The organism is Burkholderia orbicola (genome assembly GCF_900100915.1).
In the GTDB taxonomy this organism is placed as follows: Bacteria; Pseudomonadota; Gammaproteobacteria; order Burkholderiales; family Burkholderiaceae; genus Burkholderia; species Burkholderia orbicola.
Map to the genome: position 1 here is coordinate 1 of NZ_FNKW01000003.1, position 19,132 is coordinate 19,132.

Genomic DNA, 19,132 nt, shown 5'->3' on the forward strand with positions numbered 1-19,132 from the left:
GGCCGAAGCGGTGGGGCTCGGCTTCGACGACCTGTTGATCGTCGAGGCCGGCGGCTTCGATCGTGCATCGGGCATCTGGGCGGCCGAACAGATGCTGCAGCATACGGGCCTCACGGCAGTGGCGGCGACGTCCGACGTGATGGCGCTCGCGCTCGTGCAGGCGGCGCGTGAACGCGGGGTGGCGGTGCCCGATCGGCTGTCCGTGGCGGGTTTCGACGATATACCGGAAGCAGCCGGTGCCGGGCTCACGACCATCCGCCAGCCGCTGATCGAGAAAGGCCGCCAGGCCGCGCAACTGCTCAGCGAACTGCTGAGTGGCCCCGCCGCCCGCAAGCCGCGCGTGCCCAGGGTGCTCCTGCCGACGGAGCTGGTGGTGCGATCGACGACGCAGGCGCCGGCCGCGGCAAGATGAGCGCGGCCGGCGTATCGCGGCGCAGGGGCAAGCGTCGCTTCAGTGACCGACGAACTGCCTGGCCACACGAAGCGCATTCGCGGCGATCGTGAGCGCCGGATTCACCGCCGCGGAGGACGGGAACCACGAACTGTCGACGATCCACGCGTTTTCCACGTCGTGAAGCCTGCAGTTCGTGTCGAGCACACTCGTGCCCGGGTCGTTGCCCATCACGGCCGTGCCGCATTGATGCGAGTTGGTCGCAATGCCCATGCGCTTGGTCAACACGAGCGGATATCCGGCCCGCCGCATCATCGCGACCGTCTTCTTCACGAGCGCCCGGTGTGCACGCAGGTTGTTGGCACGCCACCTGATGCGGATGCGGCCCGACTGCGGATCGACCGTGACGCGATTCTCCGGATCGGGAAGGTCCTCGCTGGTCAGGTACAGATCGACGCTGTGATCGGTCATGTAGCGCGAAACGGCCTTCGGCAGCCACGGATACATGCCCGTCACCATCGGCTCGCGGATCTTGCCGAGCATCTGCACGTTACCGAGCGGAAACGCGTTCTGCGGGGAACGCAAATACCAGTCGTTGACCGCGAGCGTTTTCTGGAACAGCACGTCGTTGGCGCGACGCGGATCGACGGCGAGCATGAACGTGCTGTTGTGAACCATATAGTTGCGGCCGAGCATCCCCGAACGGTTGCCGATACCTTCCGGATGCGCGTGATCGGCCGATCGCAGCAGAAGGGCCGCCGAGTTCACCGCGCCGCACGCAAGGACGAACCGCTTGGCGCGGATGCGAACGGGTTGCCCGTCGCGAACGCCGAGCGCCTCCTCGATGCGCGTGCCGTCGGCCGACATGACGAGACGATCGATTCGGGTGCGCACCATCAGCCGTGCGCCGCCGCTGCCGACGAGCGGCCTCAGCACGGACACTTCCGCATCGCCCTTCGCATCGACGAGGCAGGGATAACCGTCGCAGGTCGAGCACAGCACGCACGGCCGTTCGCGTCCGTAGTTGACGGCTGCCGGCATCACGAACGGACGAAGGCCTTGCGCACGCATCGCGGCGGCGAGCGGCCGCAACGCGGGGTCGTGTTCCAGCGCGGGAAACGGATAGTCGCCGGAGCGCCACGGATCGGTCGGGTCCTGGCCGCCCGCGCCATGGACGTTGTAAAGCCGCTCCGCAGCCGCGTAGTACGGCTCCATGTCGGCATAAGTGATCGGCCACGCGGGCGAAATTCCCTCGGCGTGTTGAATCGCGCTGAAATCGGCTTCCCTGAACCGTGGAAGCATTGCGCCGAAGACCTTCGTGTTGCCGCCGACGTAGTAGAACACGCCGGGTGAAAACGGCTTGCCGGCGTCGTCGTCCCACGACTCCGCGTTGCGGTAGCGTCCGTCGCGAAATACGGCTTCGGCCTGCCAGTTCTGGATTTCACGAGGCAGGAAATCACCACGCTCGACGACGAGCACGTCGAGGCCGTGACCTGCGATGCCTTGCGCGAAACTCGAGCCGCCCATGCCGGACCCCACGATGACCACGTCGCAGGTAATGATTCCATCGCTGCCGGGCACGACCGTCGGGATTTCGCGCCGGAGCACCGGCGCGAAACTGGACGGACCGGACGCCGGACGATGAACATGCGTTGCATCGCTCATGCGCTGACTACCTTACAGATGTTGCTCTGAGTTGCGGAACTGCGCGTACTCTTCCTGGCGCTCGTCGTCGATATAGGCGGGAATCGGGAAATCCCACCAGCCCGGCACCCACGGGCCGGCCGCGTCGCGATCCGTCGGAATCTCGATCAGGCACGGCGCGTTGCTGTCGAGCGCCTGCTGGAGGATCGGCTCGAGTTCGTCATTGCTGTTGACGCGCCACGACTTGAGACCGAATGCCTTGCCGACCGCCTCGAAGTCGGGCGAATACGGGCGTCCGTCCGGATAGTTGAACTCGGTACCGATATGACGGCTCGTCTGCTTGCGCTGGCCGCCGCGAATCGACATATACCCGGCGTTGTTCTGGACGATGAAGATCACCGGCAGATTGTTGGTGACGCAAATCGCGATTTCCTGCGACGTCATCAGGAAGTCGCCGTCACCGAGAATGCATACCACCGGGCTGTCCGGCTTCGCGAGCTTCGCCCCGATGGCGGCGGGCACCGCCCAGCCCATCGACGAAAAGCCGCCGGAGGTCAGGTGGGTACGCGGCGTGTAGACCGGGAAGGTCTGTTTGACCGCGCCCTGGGTATTGCCCGAGCCGACCACCACAATGGTGTCGCGCGGGAAGATCTTGCGCAGCGCGCCCAGCGGCCGTTGCGACGTGAACGGGAAGCGGTCGGAATCGCGGCGCGTGGCCAGCTTGGCTTCCCATTCCGCCTTGTGCGCGGCGACCTCGGCCAGATATTCGCCGCGGTCGGCCGCATCGCCTTCGAGCGCTTCGACGATATGGGCGAGCGCGTACTTCGCGTCGGCCACGATGCCGACGGCGACCGGATAGTTCTTGCCGATCTCGTGCGGATCGATGTCGATGTGGATCAGCTTGCCGGGCGGAATCGAGAACGTGACGCCTTTCGCGTAGCTCGACGACGACCAGTCGGTGAAACGGCAGCCGACCGCGATGATCACGTCCGCGCTCGATGCGACCTTGTTGCCGCACATCGTGCCGGTTTGGCCGACGCTGCCCGCGAACAGCGCATGGTCTTCGGGGAAGCCGCTCTTGCCGTTCCAGGTGGTGACGACTGGAATCTGCCACTTCTCGGCGAGCGCAAGCACTTCCGCGGCCGCTTCGCCGGTGATGACGCCGCCGCCGATGACCATCACCGGGCGCCTGGCCTGCCGAAGCACGTCCGCCGCTTTTTCGACGGCGACGGGGTCCGGATACACCTTGCCGAGCGGCACGCGTTCCTCGAGCTGGTGCAGCGTGACTTCCGCGGCCTCGGCCTGCGTGTCCATCGGAATCTCGACGTGAACCGGGCCGGGGCGGCCGGTCAGCATCGAGCTGAATGCGCGATGCATGATGAACGGCAACTCCTCGACGCGCTGGGCCACCCAATGACGCTTGGACACGGCTTCGGCGATCTTCGGGAAATCGTTGTCGACGTAGCGTTCGAGTTCCTGAAGCAGGCCGTGACCGCGCATGTGCGTGGGCGGCCCGCCGGTGATGAGCATGACGCTCGTCGAATCGGTGAAGGCCGTTGCCATCCCGATGACCGTATTGCTCGCGCCGGCGCCGATCGACGTGACTGCCGCCATCGGCTTGCCCGACACACGGTAGTAGCCGTCGGCCAGATGCACCGCGCTTTGCTCGTGAAACACCTGGATGAAGCGAATCTCCGAGTCCTTCTCGAGGAACGCGTCCGTCAGCGTCCAGATGCCGTGACCGGGAATGCCGGCGACGTATTCGACACCGTAGTTCTTCAACGTCTGGGCGACGATTTGACTTCCGGTAAGCTTTGCCATTTTTCTATCCTGACTAGGATTTGAGGACACCCGCGCGCGACGACGGTCGGCCCGCGCGGACTTTCTTTGACTGCGTCACGCAGCCGGTCGCGCGGCCCATTGCAGGCCTTGCATCGTGAGGCGGCGAACGTTGATGTCGGACAGGTTGCCGACGTCGTGGCCGATCGAGTGGTAGAACACGCGGCCGCGTCCCCACTGCCTGACCCATGCGACCGGGCTGCGATTGCCGGCCAGCCACGGGAACGGCTTGCCGTCGAAGGTGGTTTCGGCCAGCACGTGGTTGTTCGGATCGACCTGCATGTAGTACTGCTCCGAACGGACTTCGAAGTCCTCGACGCCGCGCGTGACCGGATGGTCGTGATCGATCACGTTGACCATGTACGGATGCGGATAGCCCTCGCCGGCAGGGTGCTCGATGAACGACCCGCCGAGCACCATGTGATAGCGAAGACTCGCGCGAAACGCCGCGGCGGCGCCATGCCATGCGGCGAGGCCGGTGCCGTTCTCGATGGCGTCCAGCAGATGCTTTTCCTGGGACGCGGTCAGCGTCTCGGTCGTGACGGCGTTGTTCCAGCCGATCACGATCAGATCGAAGGCGGACAGATCGCGATCGAGCGTGAAGATGTCGGTCGAACCTTCGACCTCCCAGCCCAGTTCGTCGAACAGCCCGCGCGTCCATGCGGCGACTTCATACGGGTAGTGCCCCGGCCAGCCGCCGTACAGATGGAGAACTCGCATGATGACTTCACTCCTTGTTCAATGGAACTTATACGTATAAGTTGGCGAAATGCTGCGCGCCCAAAATGGCGATGTCAAGCACTAGAAAACCCTCGGCCGGCGGGGGCCGGAAGACGGTATCCGGGCGCGCGGGCAGTCGGTCGGGCGTGGCGAAACGCCGGGAGGGACGCGCGTCGGCAGGTGCGTCAGCACGGTGCGTCATGTCGCGTCAGCTTCGACGCGGATGCGAAATTGTGTCGGCAAATTCGGCCCGCGAAAATTTGCTCGTGTGATCGAACTCGTTCGGATCGTGCACCGTCGCAACGCGGGTTTCGCGCTGCATGGTCGGGAAACACTCTTGGAGATTTTTGTGATCCAGCATCTTAAGAAAAGCAAGCCGATGGAGGCGCAACTCGAGATCGCGAAGCAGGTGCGCGATACGGTCGAGCAGATCATCGCGGACGTCGCCGCCAACGGGGACGCTGCCGTGCGCGAATACTCGATGCGGTTCGACAAATGGACCCCGGCATCCTTTCGGCTGACGGACGCGGAAATCAGCGCGTGCGTCGCGACCCTGTCGGAGCGCGAACTGGACGACATCAAGTTCGCGCAGCAGCAGGTTCGCCGGTTTGCCCTGGCGCAGAAGGACGCATTGCGCGACGTCGAAGTCGAGACGCTGCCGGGCGTGGTGCTCGGTCACCGCAACATTCCGGTGAATTCGGTCGGCTGCTATATCCCGGGCGGCAAGTATCCGTTGCTGGCTTCCGCTCATATGAGCGTGCTCACGGCCAAGGTTGCCGGCGTCAAGCGTGTGGTGGCCGTGGCGCCGCCGTTCGACGGCAAGCCGCACCCGGCGATCGTCACGGCGATGCATCTCGCGGGCGCGGACGAGATCTACTGCGTCGGTGGCGTGCAGGCGATTGCCGCATTGGCGCTCGGTACGGATCAGTTCGAGCCGGTCGACATGATCGTCGGCCCGGGCAATGCCTACGTGGCCGAAGCGAAGCGCCAGCTGTTCGGCAAGATCGGGATCGACCTGATCGCGGGCCCGACGGAGACGCTCGTCATCGCCGACGATTCGTCGGACGTCGAGATCGTTGCGGCCGACCTGCTCGGCCAGGCCGAGCATGGCGTGAATTCGCCGGTCGTGTTCCTGACGAATTCCGCCAGGCTCGCGGACGGCCTGCCGGCGGAGATCGAGCGCCAGCTTGCGGTGTTGCCGACAGCGGCCGTCGCGTCGGTTGCGTGGCGCGACTATGGCGAGATCATCCTGTGCGACACCGTCGACGAAATGGTCGAAGAAGCCGACCGGATCGCGTCCGAGCACGTTCAGGTCATGACGCGCGATCCGCTCTATTTCCTCGAGCACATGACGAACTACGGTGCGCTGTTTCTTGGCGACCGTACCAACGTGTCGTACGGCGACAAGGTGATCGGCACGAACCATACGTTGCCGACGACGAAGGCCGCGCGCTATACCGGTGGGCTGTGGGTCGGCAAATTCATCAAGACCTGCACCTATCAGCGGGTGTTGACCGACGAAGCATCGGCCATGCTCGGCGAATACTGTTCGCGACTGTGTGCAATGGAAGGCTTTGCGGGGCACAAGGAACAGGCCGATATCCGCGTGCGCCGCTTCGGAAAGCGAGCGGACTGACATCGAGCCACAAGGTCGGGCAGCGATTCGGCACTCGAAAGAGTGCCGTTTTTTTTTGCGTCGAATCGAGCGGGTTTGCGCGGTTCCGCGGCGCGCGGAGGCCCTTTTCATGGCGTGGATGCGAGTGCGTCGTAGTGCGACACAAATTGTGTCTTTGCGAAATTGAGCGGTATTTATTGGACTTCAATACTGCGTCGCGGGTGAGGAGGCAGTGACCGGGTTTTCGTCCGACACAACGCGTGTCGGACGGCAGCCCGGCCGGAAACGCGGCGGTCGTCAAACGGCAGGAGGGGGTGACGATCAGCCGTCGCATGACGGCCTCCCTACCGTACGCCCATCGCTCTGGATAGTTCTCCTGACGACGGGAAAGAAGCGGAGCGGTATGCGGGAGACGCATCAATACCGCTCTGATCGATGTGTACTTCGTGGACGGACAAGTGAAATGAAAAGAAAAGTCATCTCGGCGATCTCTCTGTCGATTACCGCCTACGCGGCCGGCGCGCATGCGCAAAGCTCGGTCACGCTTTACGGCATCGTCGATACCGGTATCGCATACATTCACAACAGCGGCGGACAAGCGTCGCAATGGAAGATGTCGGCCGGTAATCTGTCCGGAAACGAATGGGGGCTCAAGGGCACCGAAGATCTTGGCGGAGGCTTGTCAGCGAGCTTCCAGCTCGAGAACGGCTTCGATCTCGGCTCGGGTCAGTTGCAGAACGACGGCCGCATGTTCGGCCGGCAAGCGTTCGTCGGGCTGGGCAGCACGCGTTTCGGGACGGTCACGCTCGGTCGGCAATACGATCCGGTGACCGATCTGGTTCAGCCGATCACCGCCGATTCGTACAGCGGCCTGTTCGCGCCGCCGGGCGATATCGACAATTACGACGACAGCGCGCGTTTCAATAGTGCGGTCAAGTGGACGAGCCCGTCGTGGGGCGGTGTCACGGTCGAGACCATGTATGCGTTCGGCGGCGTGGCGGGATCGACGGGCTCCGGGCAAAGCTGGTCGGCCGCGGCGGCCTACAGCGGCGGCGCGCTCAGCGTGGCGGGCGGGTTCCTGCACGTGGACAACGGCAACGCCAGGACGTCGGCACGCGGCACGTCGAGCGCAGACAGTTTCTTCAACAGCGCCGTCAATGCGGCGTACGCCACTGCCCGCGGCATCGATATCGGGCGGATCGGCGCACAGTACGTCGTCGGGCCGGTCACGGCCGGCGCGGCGTACTCGTACACGCGCTATACGTGGGACGGCGCGTCGACGTTCGCGGGTTCGCAGCACTTCCAGAACGGCTCCGTGTTCGCGAGCTGGATGGCGACGCCGACGTTCCAGGTGATCGGCGGCTACAACTACACGCGTTCGGGCGGCCATTCGTCGGCGACCTATCAGCAGGTCAATCTCGGCGTCGACTATTTGCTGAGCAAACGGACCGACGTCTATGCGACGGCCGGCTATCAGCATGCGAGCGGCGACAATGGCCAGGGGAGCGCTCAAGCGGTGATCGGCTCTTACGACGTCAACTCGGGCGCGAATTCGCAGATCGTCGCAATCGTCGGCCTGCGCCACAAGTTCTGAGCTATTCGGGGAAATCCGGCAGACAGGCTGGTCCCGCTCCGGACGGAGCGGGACGACACCGGCGACGTCAGTTGTTCTTCGCCGCGGCGGCCAGCTTCTTGACGGCAGTGGCGGAAGTCATCGACGGGGTGTTCACGAATTGCGTGATCACATCGACGAACGATGCGCGAACGTCACGCTCCAATGCGGCATTCTCGATGAACGACGGCACGACCGCGCCGGATTGGGCGGCCGCGGCTCGGTCGGCGAAATTCAGCTTGGCGCAGTCGTCGAATTTCGCTTGCGGCACATCAAGCCGCGCGGGGATCGAACCTTTGCGCAGATTGAAGTTCTCCTGCACGTCGGCGCTCATGGCCAGATTGGCGAGCGTCGCCTGATTGGCGGCAGCAGCGGGACTCTTCTGTTTGAAGAACGTCATGGTGTCCACGACCCATACGAACGCGTGACCACTTCCCGGCGTCGCCGCGCACACGAAGTCGATGCCCGGCTTCTTGCCCGCCCGGAGGAATTCGCCCTTGGCCCAGTCCGCATGGATCTGCATCGCCGCCTTGCCGTCGATGACCATTTGCGTCGCCACGTTCCAGTCGCGACCGGCGCGGTTCGGATCAGCGAAGCCGATGATCTTGCGCAATTGGTCGAACACCTTGAGCATGGTGGGCCCCTGGATCGTCGCGGGGTCGTGATCGATGATCGCCTTCTTGTAAAAGGCGGGGCCGCCGATGCCGATGACGAGATCGCTGAAGATCTCCGCTTCCTGCCAGTCCTCGCCGCCCAGCGCGACCGGGATGATGCCGTCCTTCTTCATGCGCTCGGCCAGCGCGTTGAATTCATCCCAGGTGGTCGGGGCTTTGCCGCCGTACTTCTGCAGGATCTTGGCGTTGATCCAGAACATGTTCTCGCGGTGCTCGTTGACCGGAACGCCGTACCAGTCGTTCTTGTATTTCACGTACGGAATCAGCTCGGGCGCGATCAGCTTGTCCCAGTTGCCGGCCTTCGCGAGGCTGTCGAGATTCGTGAGCTCGTTTTGTTCGGCATACGAAAAAAGCAGCTGCGGCTGGGCCTGCGCCGCTGCCGGCGCGCTCCCTGCCGCCAGCCGCGCCTGCAATGCCTGTTGTTGATTGGCGCCGTCGTTGCCGGCGATCGCGCTGTCTTTCCAGCCGATGCCCTTCTTCTGCAACGCATCCTTGAGCGCCTGGAGCGCGTAGGCTTCACTGCTGGAGGTCCATTGATGAACGACCTCGACCGTTTGCGCTTGCGCACCGGCCATGCCGACCATCGAAAAGCCCGCGACGGTCGATGCGACCGCCCGTGCCGAAATACGCCGCAATCTTGTTTTTGCCTTCACAATCCAATCTCCTCAGATGACATCGACCTACGCCGGTTCCCGCTCGTGCGTCGCTATGCACGAGCGCCCGGCGAGTATCGGAAGGCAAATTGACGTACGCAATTTCGCGATCGTCCGTTTCGAGACGCACGATGACGCTACCGGGCGGAGCAATCGGGTATGTCGGGGTATCTCGCGGCAGTCGGTCGACGCGGGTCAAAACCGCGCGCACGCGAGGATGCGCGGACCGACGCCCGATCTGCTTCGCTGTGCGTCGCAAAAACGCGAGTCGCGAACTTGTCGCGACATTTTTCTATGGAGAGCATGCCGGCATGCAATTCGCCGAGCGTCTTGCAGGTGGAAACCGCCAGGTGCACCCACTGCATCGCGTGGATTCGGGCGGGCTTGGCGGCCGTCGTGGCGAAATTTGCACCTTATACAGGGGAGTCCTGCTGTGAACGATTACGATCGAGACGCTTACGCGGTTCTGTTGCCGGCATTCGCGGGCCTGACGCTCAGCGACGACGTGTGCCGATATCTCGACCGGGGCGGCGTGTCGGTACTGCTGGGCGAGACGCGTGACGAGTACGTCGGACGCGCGATGAGCGTGCAGCGCCGCACGGAAGAGACCGCCGCGCACTTCAGGGATGTCGTCGAATCGACCCGGAGGCGGGCAGGGTCGGGAGTGCTGGTGGCCGTCGATCAGGAACTCGGCGGAATACAACGACTGCATGCGCTCGTGCCCGCGCTGCCGTCGCTCGACGACGCCTTGCGCGCCGGCACCGAGACGATCGTTGAAAGATCCGCCGCGGTCGCCGCGGCGGCGCGCGAACTGGGCGTCAACCTGTTTCTGTCGCCGATCGCCGATGTCGTGGTGGGCGCGAATCCCTGGCTCGACGGGCGGCATCTCGGCGCCGATGCCGCCGATGTACTACGCATTGCGCACGCGTTCGTGCAGGGCGTGCAATCGGCGGGCGTCGCGGCAACCGCCAAGCATTTCCCCGGGCATCCGATCACGGCGCTCGATCCGGCGCTCGACGAGGCGGTCGTGGGCGGCGGGCTCGCCGAGCTCGCGCCGACACTCGACGTGTTTCGGGCATTGATCGCCGGCGGCGTCAAGGCGGTCATGGCGGGGCCTGCGCTGGTGCCTGCCATCGATGTCGAGCATCCATCGAGCACGTCGCGCGATACGCTTTCGATGCTGCGTCACGAATTCTCGTTTCACGGGCTCATCATTTCCGACGATCTGGATGCGCCTGGCATCTTGCGCGGCAGAAGCATCGAGGCCACGGCCGTCGCCGCGCTGGATGCCGGTGCCGATCTGCTGCTCCTGTCGAGCGAAGCCGGGCTCGACCGCATTGCCGGCACGATCGTCGAAGCCGTCAGGAGCGGCGCGCTCGACGCGTCGCGGCTGGCGCAGGCGGCCAACCGCGTGCGCGCGCTCGCACGGGAACTGGATGGCGTGCAGATCACCGGCCGCAACGAGCGCGCGTGAGGCGAATCGATGAGCGAACTTTTGCGCCAAGCCCATGCCGTGTTGTTTCCGGTGCTCGTGACACTCGAACTCGACGACCACATCGGCCGGTTTCTCGATAACGGCGGAAAGAGCCTGCTGTTCGGCGAGACCGGCGAGGAATATGTGTCCGGCCAGATGAATGCAGAGCGCCGGCGTCGCGAAACGCTCGATGCGTGGCACGGCACGGTCGAACAGGCGACCGCGCGTGCGGGGCACGTGCTGCTCGCGGCCGATGCGGACATCGCCGCCGTCCATCGGCTGCAATGGCTGACGCCGCCGTTGCCGGGCCGGGACGATGCACAACGGATGCCGCCACGCGAGCTGGAGGATGTCTGCTTTGAAATGGCCAAAGGGGTCGCGCAAGCCGGGATCAATCTGGTGCTGTCACCGACCGCCGATGTCGTGACGGGGCGCAACCTGTGGCTGAGTGGCAGGACGCTGGCCGACGGTCCGGTTCTGGCGGCGGCGATGGTCCGTGCGTACGTGCGCGGCGTTCGTCGCGCCGGTCTGCAGACCACGCTCAAACATTTTCCCGGGCATCCCGACCTGGTGGGCCACCCGGCCACGAGCGATGCCACCGTGCCGCTTTCGCTCGCCGAATTGAGATCGCTTTGGGCGCCGTTCGAAGCGGGGATTGACGAGGGTGTCGACGCGGTGATGATGGGGCCGGCCCGTTTCCACGCGGTTCAGCCGGCGGTGGCGGCTTCGCTGTCGCGCGAACTGATTTCGGCCCTGCGCGTGGAGCTGGGTTTTTCCGGCCTGGTGATGACCTGCGACCTCGATCACCGGGCGACCCAGGGCGACCGTGCACTCGGTGACGTGGCTGTCGCCGCGCTGGCGGCCGGCGCGGATTTGCTGCTGCTGTCGCCCAATGCGGTGCCGCGCATCGGTGAGGTAACCGAAGCAATCGTACGCGCGGTAGCGGACGGTCGACTGGACGCGAGCCGCCTGCAGGCAGCCTGCGACAGCGTGAGCGCCGCAGCCGGGAGACGGCCTGCATGAATGCCGGGATGGCCGTACGCTCGCGCCGCATCCCGTCTTCACGCCGATACCGGCAGGTGGGCGTCGATGTCGGCGGGCCGCCCGCGATTCAACCGTTTACGCGTGTCATGGCATGACTTCATATCGACCGGCGGCCCGGGTCGCAACACGCATCGCATTCTTCGTGGCCGGATTCGGCGCGGCGTGCTGGGCGTCGCTCGTTCCGTTCGTCAAACAGCGCGCGGCCATCGACGAGGCGACACTCGGCGCCTTGCTGCTGTGTGTCGGCGCAGGCTCCGTGATCGGCATGATGTTGACGGGCACACTCGGTACCCGGTTCGGCAGCAAGCCGATCGTTTTCGGCGGTGGCGTCGGGCTGGCCGTGATCCTGCCGCTTCTGGCGATCGCGCACGACGCCGCCACGTTGGGCGTTGCGCTGTTCGGATTCGGTGCGGCGCTCGGTTCGCTGGATGTCGCGATGAACATCAACGCGGTCGAGGTCGAGCGCGTGGAAGGGCGGCCGCTGATGTCGGGGTTTCATGCTCAGTACAGCATGGGCGGCTTCGGCGGCTCGGCATTGGCGACCTTTCTGCTGGCCGCGCATACAGGCGTGTTCGCGAGTATGTTGCTGTGCTCGGCGCTGATGTTCGCCGGAATCCTGATTGCACGGCGCCATCTGATCGAAACGCCGCGAAGACGGGGCGGCCCGCTTTTTGCGGTGCCGCGCGGCATCGTGCTGTTGCTGGCGGGCCTGGTGGCCATTTCATTCCTGCTCGACGGCGTGCTGCTCAACTGGGGCGCGTTGTTCATTTCCGGTAAAGGGCTGGTTCCCGCCACGCAGGGCGGGCTCGGCTACATGCTGTTCTCGATCGCGATGATGGCTGGTCGGTTGAGTGGCGACACGTTGACCACGCGCATCGGCGACCGGTCGATGATGTTCTGGGGCGGATCGGTCGCCGCGGCGGGGCTGGTCGTTCTGCTCGTCGCGCCGATCGCGCCGGTAGCATTGGCGGGTTTCCTGTTGATCGGGCTGGGCGCATCGAATGTCGTGCCGATCATGTTTCGCCGAGCCGGGGCTCAACGCGCGATGTCGCCGTCGCTCGCCGTCGTGGCGATCACGATGACCGGCTATGCGGGCAATCTCGTTGGCCCGGCCAGCATCGGCTTCGTCGCCGGTCAAGCAGGGTTGTCGACCGCGTTCTGGCTGTTGGCCGGCCTGGTTTGCCTGATTCCATGTTGCGCCGGCTTCGTCACGCATCCGCGAGCGGCGCGTGTTCGGCCGGCCGCGTGAACGGCCGGGCTTGTTTCGCGACGATTCCGGATTGTTGCGGGGAGGGCTGCTCGACGTGACGCGACGGAAGTCAGACCGGCCGGGCGCCTCCTGCCCAGTGCGCAGGAAAGGCGTTTGCACGCAGCGCGGGTTCACAGCATTGAATGTCGAAGGTCGCCAACCCGAGAATATCGAACGGGTCTTCCGCGATCATCTGCTCGACATCGCGCCGGTGGTCCGCATACGCGAGTAAAAAACCGGCGGCCTCTCCCTGCAGCGGCCCCGCGAACAGGATGCTTCCCGCCTGAACGTGTTTGACGAGCCACGCCTTGTGGGACTCCAGGTGAGCGTGAACCTCTTGCGTCGGACGGATGTAATCGAGCTTGATCGCAAACAACATGAGGACTCCTGTTACTTGACGGGCCTTGCATCCGGCGCCGGTACGCCGGCGAGTACGTCGGCGATGGCGGCCCTGGCGAGCGCGATACCTTCGTCCCGCACCCGCTGGCCTTTCGATGCCCCCTCGGCACGGACGAACCGGACATCGGTTACACCCAGGAAGCCGAAGAAACGATGGAGATAGTTTTCCTGGAAGTCCATGCCAGCCAGAGGTCCTTCCGCATAAAACCCGCCGCGTGCGGAGGCGACGATGACGCATTTGCCGCTGGCCAGGCCCATCGGGCCATGCTCGGTGTATCGAAAGGTTCGTCCGGCCTGCGCAATGCGATCCAGCCAGGCTTTCAACTGACTCGGTACCGAGAAGTTGTACATCGGCGAGCCGATGACGATGACGTCGCTGGCCAGAAACTCCGTCACGAGGGTGTCGGAAACCTGATGCTCGCGGATCGCATCGTCGTCGAATGCGTCTGTCGCGACGTCACGGAACCCGGCAGCGATCGGTCCGGTCAGGTGGGCAATTTCGTCGCGGACGAGATCGCGGTAGGTCACTTCGGCCGACGGGTGTCGTGCGCGCAAATCGGCTACGACGGCAGCGGACAGCGTTCGCGTGATGGAGTTGCCGTCCAGAATGCTGGAATCGAGATGCAGGAGCTTCATTTCAGTCTCGCAGTGAGGGAAAGACAAATTGCTTCGAAATCCGAAGGGCGTCATGGATGAACCGTTCGTGCGGCCCGGTCGATCAGTCTCGCGACATCGTCGGGGTGAGACAGCATCGACAGGTGACTGGAGCGAATGGTCGTGACCGTTGCCCCCATCCGCTGCGCGATGGCCTGCTGCACGGTCGCCTCGAGCGCGCTGTCGTCGGTCGTTCGCAGGTACCAACGGGGCTTGTCATGCCAGGCCGCATGCCGCACCTTGCCGGCGAAACAGGCCGCCGCGATCGGCTGTTGGGCCGAGGTCAGCGCGTTGACCCGTTCAAAAGGAAGATCTCCCGCCATGACACGCTGGAACTGGCGGGCATCGTCCAGCCATATCAGGCCCCGCGCGTCCGGCGACAGGCCCGTCATCGGTGCGCCGACGCTGCGCAGCAGGTCGTCGACCGACTCGCCGTCATCCGGAGCCAGCGCCGACAGGTAAACAAGGCCCTTCACATTGGCGGCATTGCCGGCTTGCGTGATCACCGCGCCGGCCCACGAATGGCCGACCAGCAGCACGTCTCCGGTTTGCCGACGCAGCACGTTCTCGGTCGCAGCAACGTCATCGTCGAGGGACGTGAGCGGATTCTGCACGGCCGTCACGTGGTAGCCCATGTGCTGCAATCTGGTGATGACCGGCTGCCAACTCGACCCGTCGACGAACGCGCCGTGGACGAGCACGATGTTGCGCACCGCCGGCGCTGCGGCCGCGATCGTGTGACCGCTTGCGAACGTCACCATGAACGCGACGGCCGCGAGCAGTCGGCCGAACCGGCTGACCGGGCAGCGGCCCTGTCGCGTCGGAAGGAAATGCGGACGGCCCGGACGAGGCGGGAATGGCATGAGGCAGGCGCTCCGATAATTGCAGACATGGGCCAAATTTATACGGCCCTTGTCGACAATTGCAGAGGGCAGACCGGACATTGTTCATGCAAAGTTCGCCACCCGGGGCACCGTCGATGAGGGTGCAGGCGCGTGCGATCGACGTCGGAGTCGAACGCAGCACTGACGGGCGCGACCGACCAAACGGGACGATACGGGGCCCGCGATTGGACGGCGAGTGGCGCGTGGCGGGCGCCACGTGGGGCGGTTACGCGACGAGGCGCGCCAGCAGGCGCTTGAGCTGTGCGGCAACGGTTGCGGCGTTCTGTTGCTGCTGCTTTCTGCAGAACAACTCGCAACTCCACCATCCCCGATAGCCGGTTGCCTTGACCGCATCGGTCCATTGCTGCAGGTCGATGACACCTTCTCCGGTCGGTACGTCGCGGAGCACCTGTTCGTCCGGAATCCCGCCGGGGAAAGGGAGCGAATCACACACATGGACGCCGTGAATGAGGCGCGCGTCCAGCTTCGCGATGTCGTCGGGCGTCACGCCGGACGTGTGGCAGTGCCAGTAGTCGATGACGATTTTCACGTTGTCCCGACCGGCCGCATCGATCAGCTGGATCGATTTGTCGATGCCGCTGACAGGCGCCCACGACAGCGCTTCCAGGTACAGCACCAGGCCGCGCTCGGCGGCCATGTCGGCCAGACGAGCGAGATTTTTCGCGGTGACCGCGATCTGCCGCGCGTGCGGCAGGCCGAGTACGCCGGCGTAACGGTGCGTCCTCCCGGTGTGCGTCCATTCGACGACCGACCGAATGTCGACCGGCCCGGTCAGTACCTGCACGCCTTGCGCGCCGGACAGCGTTGCCAGTTCGAACAACGCGTCGGCACGCGCGTACATCTCCGATGCTTGCCGACCCTGCCGCTCGATATCGGTCAGGAATCCCATTCCGGGGACATAGACGTCTTCGAGCAGCGCTTTCAAGTCGTCGGCGCCGTAGCCCGACGCGAGGTACGCTTCCAGCTTGTCCGCACCCAGCTCGATGCCGTCGAACCCGATTGCGGCGATCGTGTCGAGGTCGGTGACCAGGTTGGAAAATCTCGAGACAGTGGTATGAAAGATCAAGGCATTTGCCTTGCCGTGTGCGGCCATGTTCAATTGTCCAGTCGAGAACGGAATGATTGCGCTGCTCGAGCGCAGGATCACGAAGTGACTTGAGACGCTTCGGAATCGATCGGAACGGATGCGTGCCCAATACTCGTCAGCGGCGCCTTGCCCAGGATGAGGTCCGCTGCCTTTTCGCCGATCATGATGCAGACGGCGTTGAGATTGCCCGAAATGATGTTCGGCATGATCGACGCGTCCGCCACTCTCAGTCCGTCGATACCGTGTACGCGTAGCGAAGGGTCCACCACGGAGTCGCTATCGGTGCCCATGCGGCAAGTTCCGCAAGGGTGAAGCGCGGCGTGCGCCTCCTGCTGGACAAATTTCCTCAGTTCGTCGCGACTGGCTGCCTGTTTGCCCGGTACGATCCGTTGCGCGATGTATTTGCCGATCGCGGGCTGTCCCATGATGTCGATTGCCTTTTCGCAACCGTCGACCACCGCTTCGAGGTCGTACGGATCGCTGAAGTACTCGGGGAACACTCGCGGGACATCCATCGGATCGGGGCTCGACAGCTCGACGAAGCCGCGCGAGCGAGGACGGATCTGTCCGAGATTGATGGTGCAGCCGTTGCCTCCCGGCACGCTGTCGACGCCTTCTTCGATTCCGGCGCCGACCACGAGGAAATATTGAATGTCGGGCGTCAAGGCTTCCTTGTCGCCCCACCAGAACGCGCCGCCCTCGATCAGGTTGGACGCGGCCGGCCCGTTCCTGAACAACAGATAGTTCAGCCCCGCCAGCGCCTTCCAGTGCGGCTTCTTGTATTTGTCGTAGCTATACGGTCCGTTCAACTGGTAGACGAGCGAAATTTCGATGTGGTCCTGAAGATTCCGGCCCACGCCGGGGAGGTCCTGTTCGACGGCAATTCCATGTCTTTGCAACGCCGCGGACGGTCCGATCCCGGACAGCATCAGCAGCTTCGGGGTACTGAGCGCACCCGCCGAAACGATGACTTCGCGATTCGCCCGCATCTGCTCGATGCGCCCGTTTCGCCGGAATTCGACACCGACTGCACGGCCTTTTTCGATCAGAATTCGCGTGACCCGCACGCCGGTACGGACCGTCAGGTTGGGGCGATTCAGCGCCGGATGAATGTAGGCGATGGCAGCGCTGCTGCGACGGCCATCGCGTGCGGTGATCTGATAAAGGCCGCAGCCGGCCGGATGCCCGCTATTGAAATCCTCGTTGTACGGCAAGCCGGATTGCTGGCAGGCCTTGAGCCATGCCTTGGTCAACGGATGAATATGCGGGATGTCGGACACGCGCAGCGGGCCGCCGGTGCCGTGGACGTCGTTGCAGAAGCGCTCGTTGTCTTCCGAGCGTTTGAAGTAGGGCAGGACGTCATCGAAGCCCCAGCCGGTCGCGCCGGAATCTCGCCACTGGTCGTAGTCCGACGGGACGCCACGGATGTAGATCATCGCGTTCACGGAACTTCCACCGCCAAGCACGCTGGCCTGGACCATCGTCGGCATTGCGGGGCGGGCGTGGCCTTGGGCCGGATGCCACGGGATGCGCTTGAGGAGCGGGCCTTGCGCAGTCTTGTAGTAGGCGCCGGGGATATGAATATAGGGGCTGCGGTCTCGCGGCCCTTCCTCGAGAAGGGCGACGCTCGAGCGTTCGTCTTCGCTGAGGCGTCCGGCGATGACGCAACCGGTCGATCCGCCGCCGACAACGATGTAGTCCACCGACTTGGTGTCTCGATGAGTCATTTTCCTTGTACTCGCTAAAGCGACGCGGCGCGCCGTCCGCGCCGAGGCATGCATCCAGTCGGTTCGCGCCGAATCAGCTGCGCTTCGATCCATCGGGCCGCAAACTGCTTCTCCACGCCCGCAAATATCTTCCGGGGCGAAACGTGTTCTCGCAATTTCGCTCCGGCCTCGTTTGTGACGCAAAGTGGCGCAGCCAGTTGGCTCATCGAGGATTCGAGGGCGGTCGTCGCCCGGGAGGGGCCGGCTCGGCACGCTTCAGTTGGCAGGCAAACTGCTGTTCGTGCAAAATTCGCCAACCCGGCCGAATTGATGGAGTACCGCGTGCGGATAGGAATCGTTGCAGTCGAAGGGAGCCTGCTGTCTCCCATTACGGGTCTTGCCGACCTGTTCTGGATGACCGCCCAGGCATTGCGGGCACCGCCCGGCGGGGGCGCTCACGGGCAGCCGGTCGTGTCCGGCTTCGAGACCGTCATCGCGAGCGCCGACGGGCGGGCGTTGCGGGACCCACAGGGCCGTCTGATTCCGGTCGACACCACGTTCGATGAACTGACGCAATGCGATGTCGCGCTCGTTACCGGCATGGCGCTCGGCCCCGACCGGCTACCGCCCGTGTCCGCCTCGACCACGCAGGCAGCCGCGTGGCTGCGAGCGCGTCATCGTGACGGCGCGCTGGTGGGCGCGGCCTGTGCGGGGACCTTCGTGTTGGGCGAGGCCGGCCTGTTGAACGGCAGGCGATGCACGACGACCTGGTGGTTGCACCATGCGTTCAGGCAGAGGTTTCCCAAAGCGCGCCCGGTGTGGGGCACCGCCGTGGAAGAACAGGATCGCATCGTCACGACCGGCGGGCCCTTGTCGTGGGTCGATCTGGCGTTGCACGTCATCAGGCGGGAAGCAGGGGCCGACGTCGCTCGCCTGGCCGCCGATATTTCGGTGGCCGACACGACGCCGCTGCCGCAGCTGGTATACGCCCCTCGGGGATACGTGAATGCTACCGATCCGCTCCTGCTTCAAGCCGAGCAGATCGTCCGCCATGCCAGCCCCGGCTTGACCGCGGAAGCGCTGGCCGGCGCACTGGGTCTCAGCGAACGGACCCTGCATCGTCGACTGAAGGGCTTGACCAGCGAATCGCCGAAAGGGTTCATTACGCGCGTCAGAATCGAAATGGCTTGTGTGCTGCTGGAAACACCGGGGGCGAGTATCAAGCAGGTCGCGTTGCAATGCGGTTATGGAGACGAGACTTCGTTTCGGCGCGCGTTCGGCCAGCTTATCGGCATGACGCCAGCGGATTACAGGCGCTGGTCAAGCAGGCGGAACACCCGTTCGACCATCGATCGTGACCGCGAGGCTGGCCACGATTGATATGGGCGCGTCGACGCAAGCGAGCGGCACTGCGTGAGTCGGCGGACCTGGCCGCATTGGGCGAATCGACCAGTGCCGATGTACCG

General features: G+C 64.5%; 16 protein-coding genes. 7 read left to right on the top strand and 9 right to left on the bottom strand.

All coding sequences use genetic code 11. From position 1 onward, the window contains the following. Positions 1–412 (top strand): substrate-binding domain-containing protein (locus BLS50_RS29900; RefSeq protein WP_176934348.1); only part of this gene is annotated, 412 nt, incomplete at its 5' end. A gap of 39 nt (positions 413–451) precedes the next feature. Here BLS50_RS29900 and BLS50_RS29905 read toward each other — a convergent pair. The 3 genes from BLS50_RS29905 to BLS50_RS29915 form a co-directional block, all read right to left on the bottom strand. Then, a complete protein-coding gene (locus BLS50_RS29905) occupies positions 452–2,056 on the bottom strand; it encodes a GMC oxidoreductase (protein ID WP_074806865.1) in 1,605 nt (534 codons plus the stop codon). 12 nt (positions 2,057–2,068) lie between these two features. Further along, complete coding sequence (locus tag BLS50_RS29910; protein ID WP_074806867.1) at positions 2,069–3,856, bottom strand: thiamine pyrophosphate-binding protein; 1,788 nt, start codon at positions 3,854–3,856, stop codon at positions 2,069–2,071. Positions 3,857–3,931: 75 nt separating this feature from the next. Further along, a complete protein-coding gene (locus BLS50_RS29915) occupies positions 3,932–4,594 on the bottom strand; it encodes a ThuA domain-containing protein (protein ID WP_080486948.1) in 663 nt (220 codons plus the stop codon). A gap of 349 nt (positions 4,595–4,943) precedes the next feature. On the opposite strand from BLS50_RS29915, the gene hisD reads away from it, so the two are divergent. Continuing rightward, positions 4,944–6,230 (top strand): histidinol dehydrogenase, encoded by a 1,287-nt coding sequence (hisD, locus tag BLS50_RS29920; RefSeq protein ID WP_074808609.1) that lies wholly within the window; start codon positions 4,944–4,946, stop codon positions 6,228–6,230. Between the two features lie 442 nt (positions 6,231–6,672). Beyond that, positions 6,673–7,803, top strand: coding sequence for a porin (locus BLS50_RS29925; RefSeq protein ID WP_074806873.1), 1,131 nt, complete (start codon positions 6,673–6,675; stop codon positions 7,801–7,803). Between the two features lie 67 nt (positions 7,804–7,870). Here BLS50_RS29925 and BLS50_RS29930 read toward each other — a convergent pair whose 3' ends face one another. Further along, positions 7,871–9,148 (bottom strand): ABC transporter substrate-binding protein, encoded by a 1,278-nt coding sequence (locus BLS50_RS29930; RefSeq protein WP_080486949.1) that lies wholly within the window; start codon positions 9,146–9,148, stop codon positions 7,871–7,873. A gap of 433 nt (positions 9,149–9,581) precedes the next feature. Here BLS50_RS29930 and BLS50_RS29935 point away from each other — a divergent pair, with 433 nt between their 5' ends. The 3 genes from BLS50_RS29935 to BLS50_RS29945 all read left to right on the top strand — a co-directional run bounded on the left by BLS50_RS29935 (position 9,582) and on the right by BLS50_RS29945 (position 12,915). Then, entirely contained in the window at positions 9,582–10,622 is a 1,041-nt protein-coding gene (locus tag BLS50_RS29935; RefSeq protein WP_074806879.1) for a glycoside hydrolase family 3 N-terminal domain-containing protein, read from the top strand. A gap of 9 nt (positions 10,623–10,631) precedes the next feature. Further along, a complete protein-coding gene (locus tag BLS50_RS29940; protein WP_074806882.1) occupies positions 10,632–11,645 on the top strand; it encodes a glycoside hydrolase family 3 N-terminal domain-containing protein in 1,014 nt (337 codons plus the stop codon). A gap of 112 nt (positions 11,646–11,757) precedes the next feature. Continuing rightward, positions 11,758–12,915, top strand: a complete 1,158-nt coding sequence (locus BLS50_RS29945) for an MFS transporter (protein ID WP_074806884.1) — start codon at positions 11,758–11,760, stop codon at positions 12,913–12,915. 70 nt (positions 12,916–12,985) lie between these two features. On the opposite strand, the gene BLS50_RS29950 is transcribed toward BLS50_RS29945, so the two are convergent. The 5 genes from BLS50_RS29950 to BLS50_RS29970 all read right to left on the bottom strand — a co-directional run bounded on the left by BLS50_RS29950 (position 12,986) and on the right by BLS50_RS29970 (position 17,687). Beyond that, positions 12,986–13,294 carry a YciI family protein gene (locus BLS50_RS29950; protein ID WP_074806887.1) on the bottom strand — a complete coding sequence of 103 codons (309 nt, stop codon included), beginning with the start codon at positions 13,292–13,294 and terminating at the stop codon, positions 12,986–12,988. Between the two features lie 11 nt (positions 13,295–13,305). Further along, positions 13,306–13,950 carry an FMN-dependent NADH-azoreductase gene (locus BLS50_RS29955; RefSeq protein WP_074806890.1) on the bottom strand — a complete coding sequence of 215 codons (645 nt, stop codon included), beginning with the start codon at positions 13,948–13,950 and terminating at the stop codon, positions 13,306–13,308. Positions 13,951–14,000: 50 nt separating this feature from the next. Beyond that, the gene (locus BLS50_RS29960) at positions 14,001–14,831 is read right to left on the bottom strand and encodes an alpha/beta fold hydrolase (protein ID WP_074806893.1); all 831 of its coding nucleotides are present in this window, start codon (positions 14,829–14,831) and stop codon (positions 14,001–14,003) included. 247 nt (positions 14,832–15,078) lie between these two features. Beyond that, positions 15,079–16,020: a sugar phosphate isomerase/epimerase family protein gene (locus BLS50_RS29965; protein ID WP_256334241.1), complete on the bottom strand. Its 942-nt coding sequence runs from the start codon at positions 16,018–16,020 to the stop codon at positions 15,079–15,081. Beyond that, entirely contained in the window at positions 16,017–17,687 is a 1,671-nt protein-coding gene (locus BLS50_RS29970; RefSeq protein WP_074806898.1) for a GMC family oxidoreductase, read from the bottom strand. Before BLS50_RS29970 ends, BLS50_RS29965 begins: the two co-directional genes overlap by 4 nt. A 309-nt stretch (positions 17,688–17,996) precedes the next feature. Between BLS50_RS29970 and BLS50_RS29975 the strand changes: the two genes are divergently transcribed. Next, positions 17,997–19,046 (top strand): GlxA family transcriptional regulator, encoded by a 1,050-nt coding sequence (locus BLS50_RS29975; protein ID WP_256334243.1) that lies wholly within the window; start codon positions 17,997–17,999, stop codon positions 19,044–19,046. The last annotated feature ends 86 nt before the right edge of the window (positions 19,047–19,132 follow it).

Bases quoted from the DNA above. Each gene is read 5' to 3' on its own strand.
- BLS50_RS29905 (WP_074806865.1), bottom strand. From the start codon at position 2,056: ATGAGCGATGCAACGCATGTTCATCGTCCGGCGTCCGGTCCGTCCAGT.
- BLS50_RS29910 (WP_074806867.1), bottom strand. From the start codon at position 3,856: ATGGCAAAGCTTACCGGAAGTCAAATCGTCGCCCAGACGTTGAAGAAC.
- BLS50_RS29915 (WP_080486948.1), bottom strand. From the start codon at position 4,594: ATGCGAGTTCTCCATCTGTACGGCGGCTGGCCGGGGCACTACCCGTAT.
- BLS50_RS29925 (WP_074806873.1), top strand. From the start codon at position 6,673: ATGAAAAGAAAAGTCATCTCGGCGATCTCTCTGTCGATTACCGCCTAC.
- BLS50_RS29940 (WP_074806882.1), top strand. From the start codon at position 10,632: ATGAGCGAACTTTTGCGCCAAGCCCATGCCGTGTTGTTTCCGGTGCTC.
- BLS50_RS29945 (WP_074806884.1), top strand. From the start codon at position 11,758: ATGACTTCATATCGACCGGCGGCCCGGGTCGCAACACGCATCGCATTC.
- BLS50_RS29950 (WP_074806887.1), bottom strand. From the start codon at position 13,294: ATGTTGTTTGCGATCAAGCTCGATTACATCCGTCCGACGCAAGAGGTT.
- BLS50_RS29955 (WP_074806890.1), bottom strand. From the start codon at position 13,950: ATGAAGCTCCTGCATCTCGATTCCAGCATTCTGGACGGCAACTCCATC.
- BLS50_RS29960 (WP_074806893.1), bottom strand. From the start codon at position 14,831: ATGCCATTCCCGCCTCGTCCGGGCCGTCCGCATTTCCTTCCGACGCGA.
- BLS50_RS29970 (WP_074806898.1), bottom strand. From the start codon at position 17,687: ATGACTCATCGAGACACCAAGTCGGTGGACTACATCGTTGTCGGCGGC.
- BLS50_RS29975 (WP_256334243.1), top strand. From the start codon at position 17,997: ATGGAGTACCGCGTGCGGATAGGAATCGTTGCAGTCGAAGGGAGCCTG.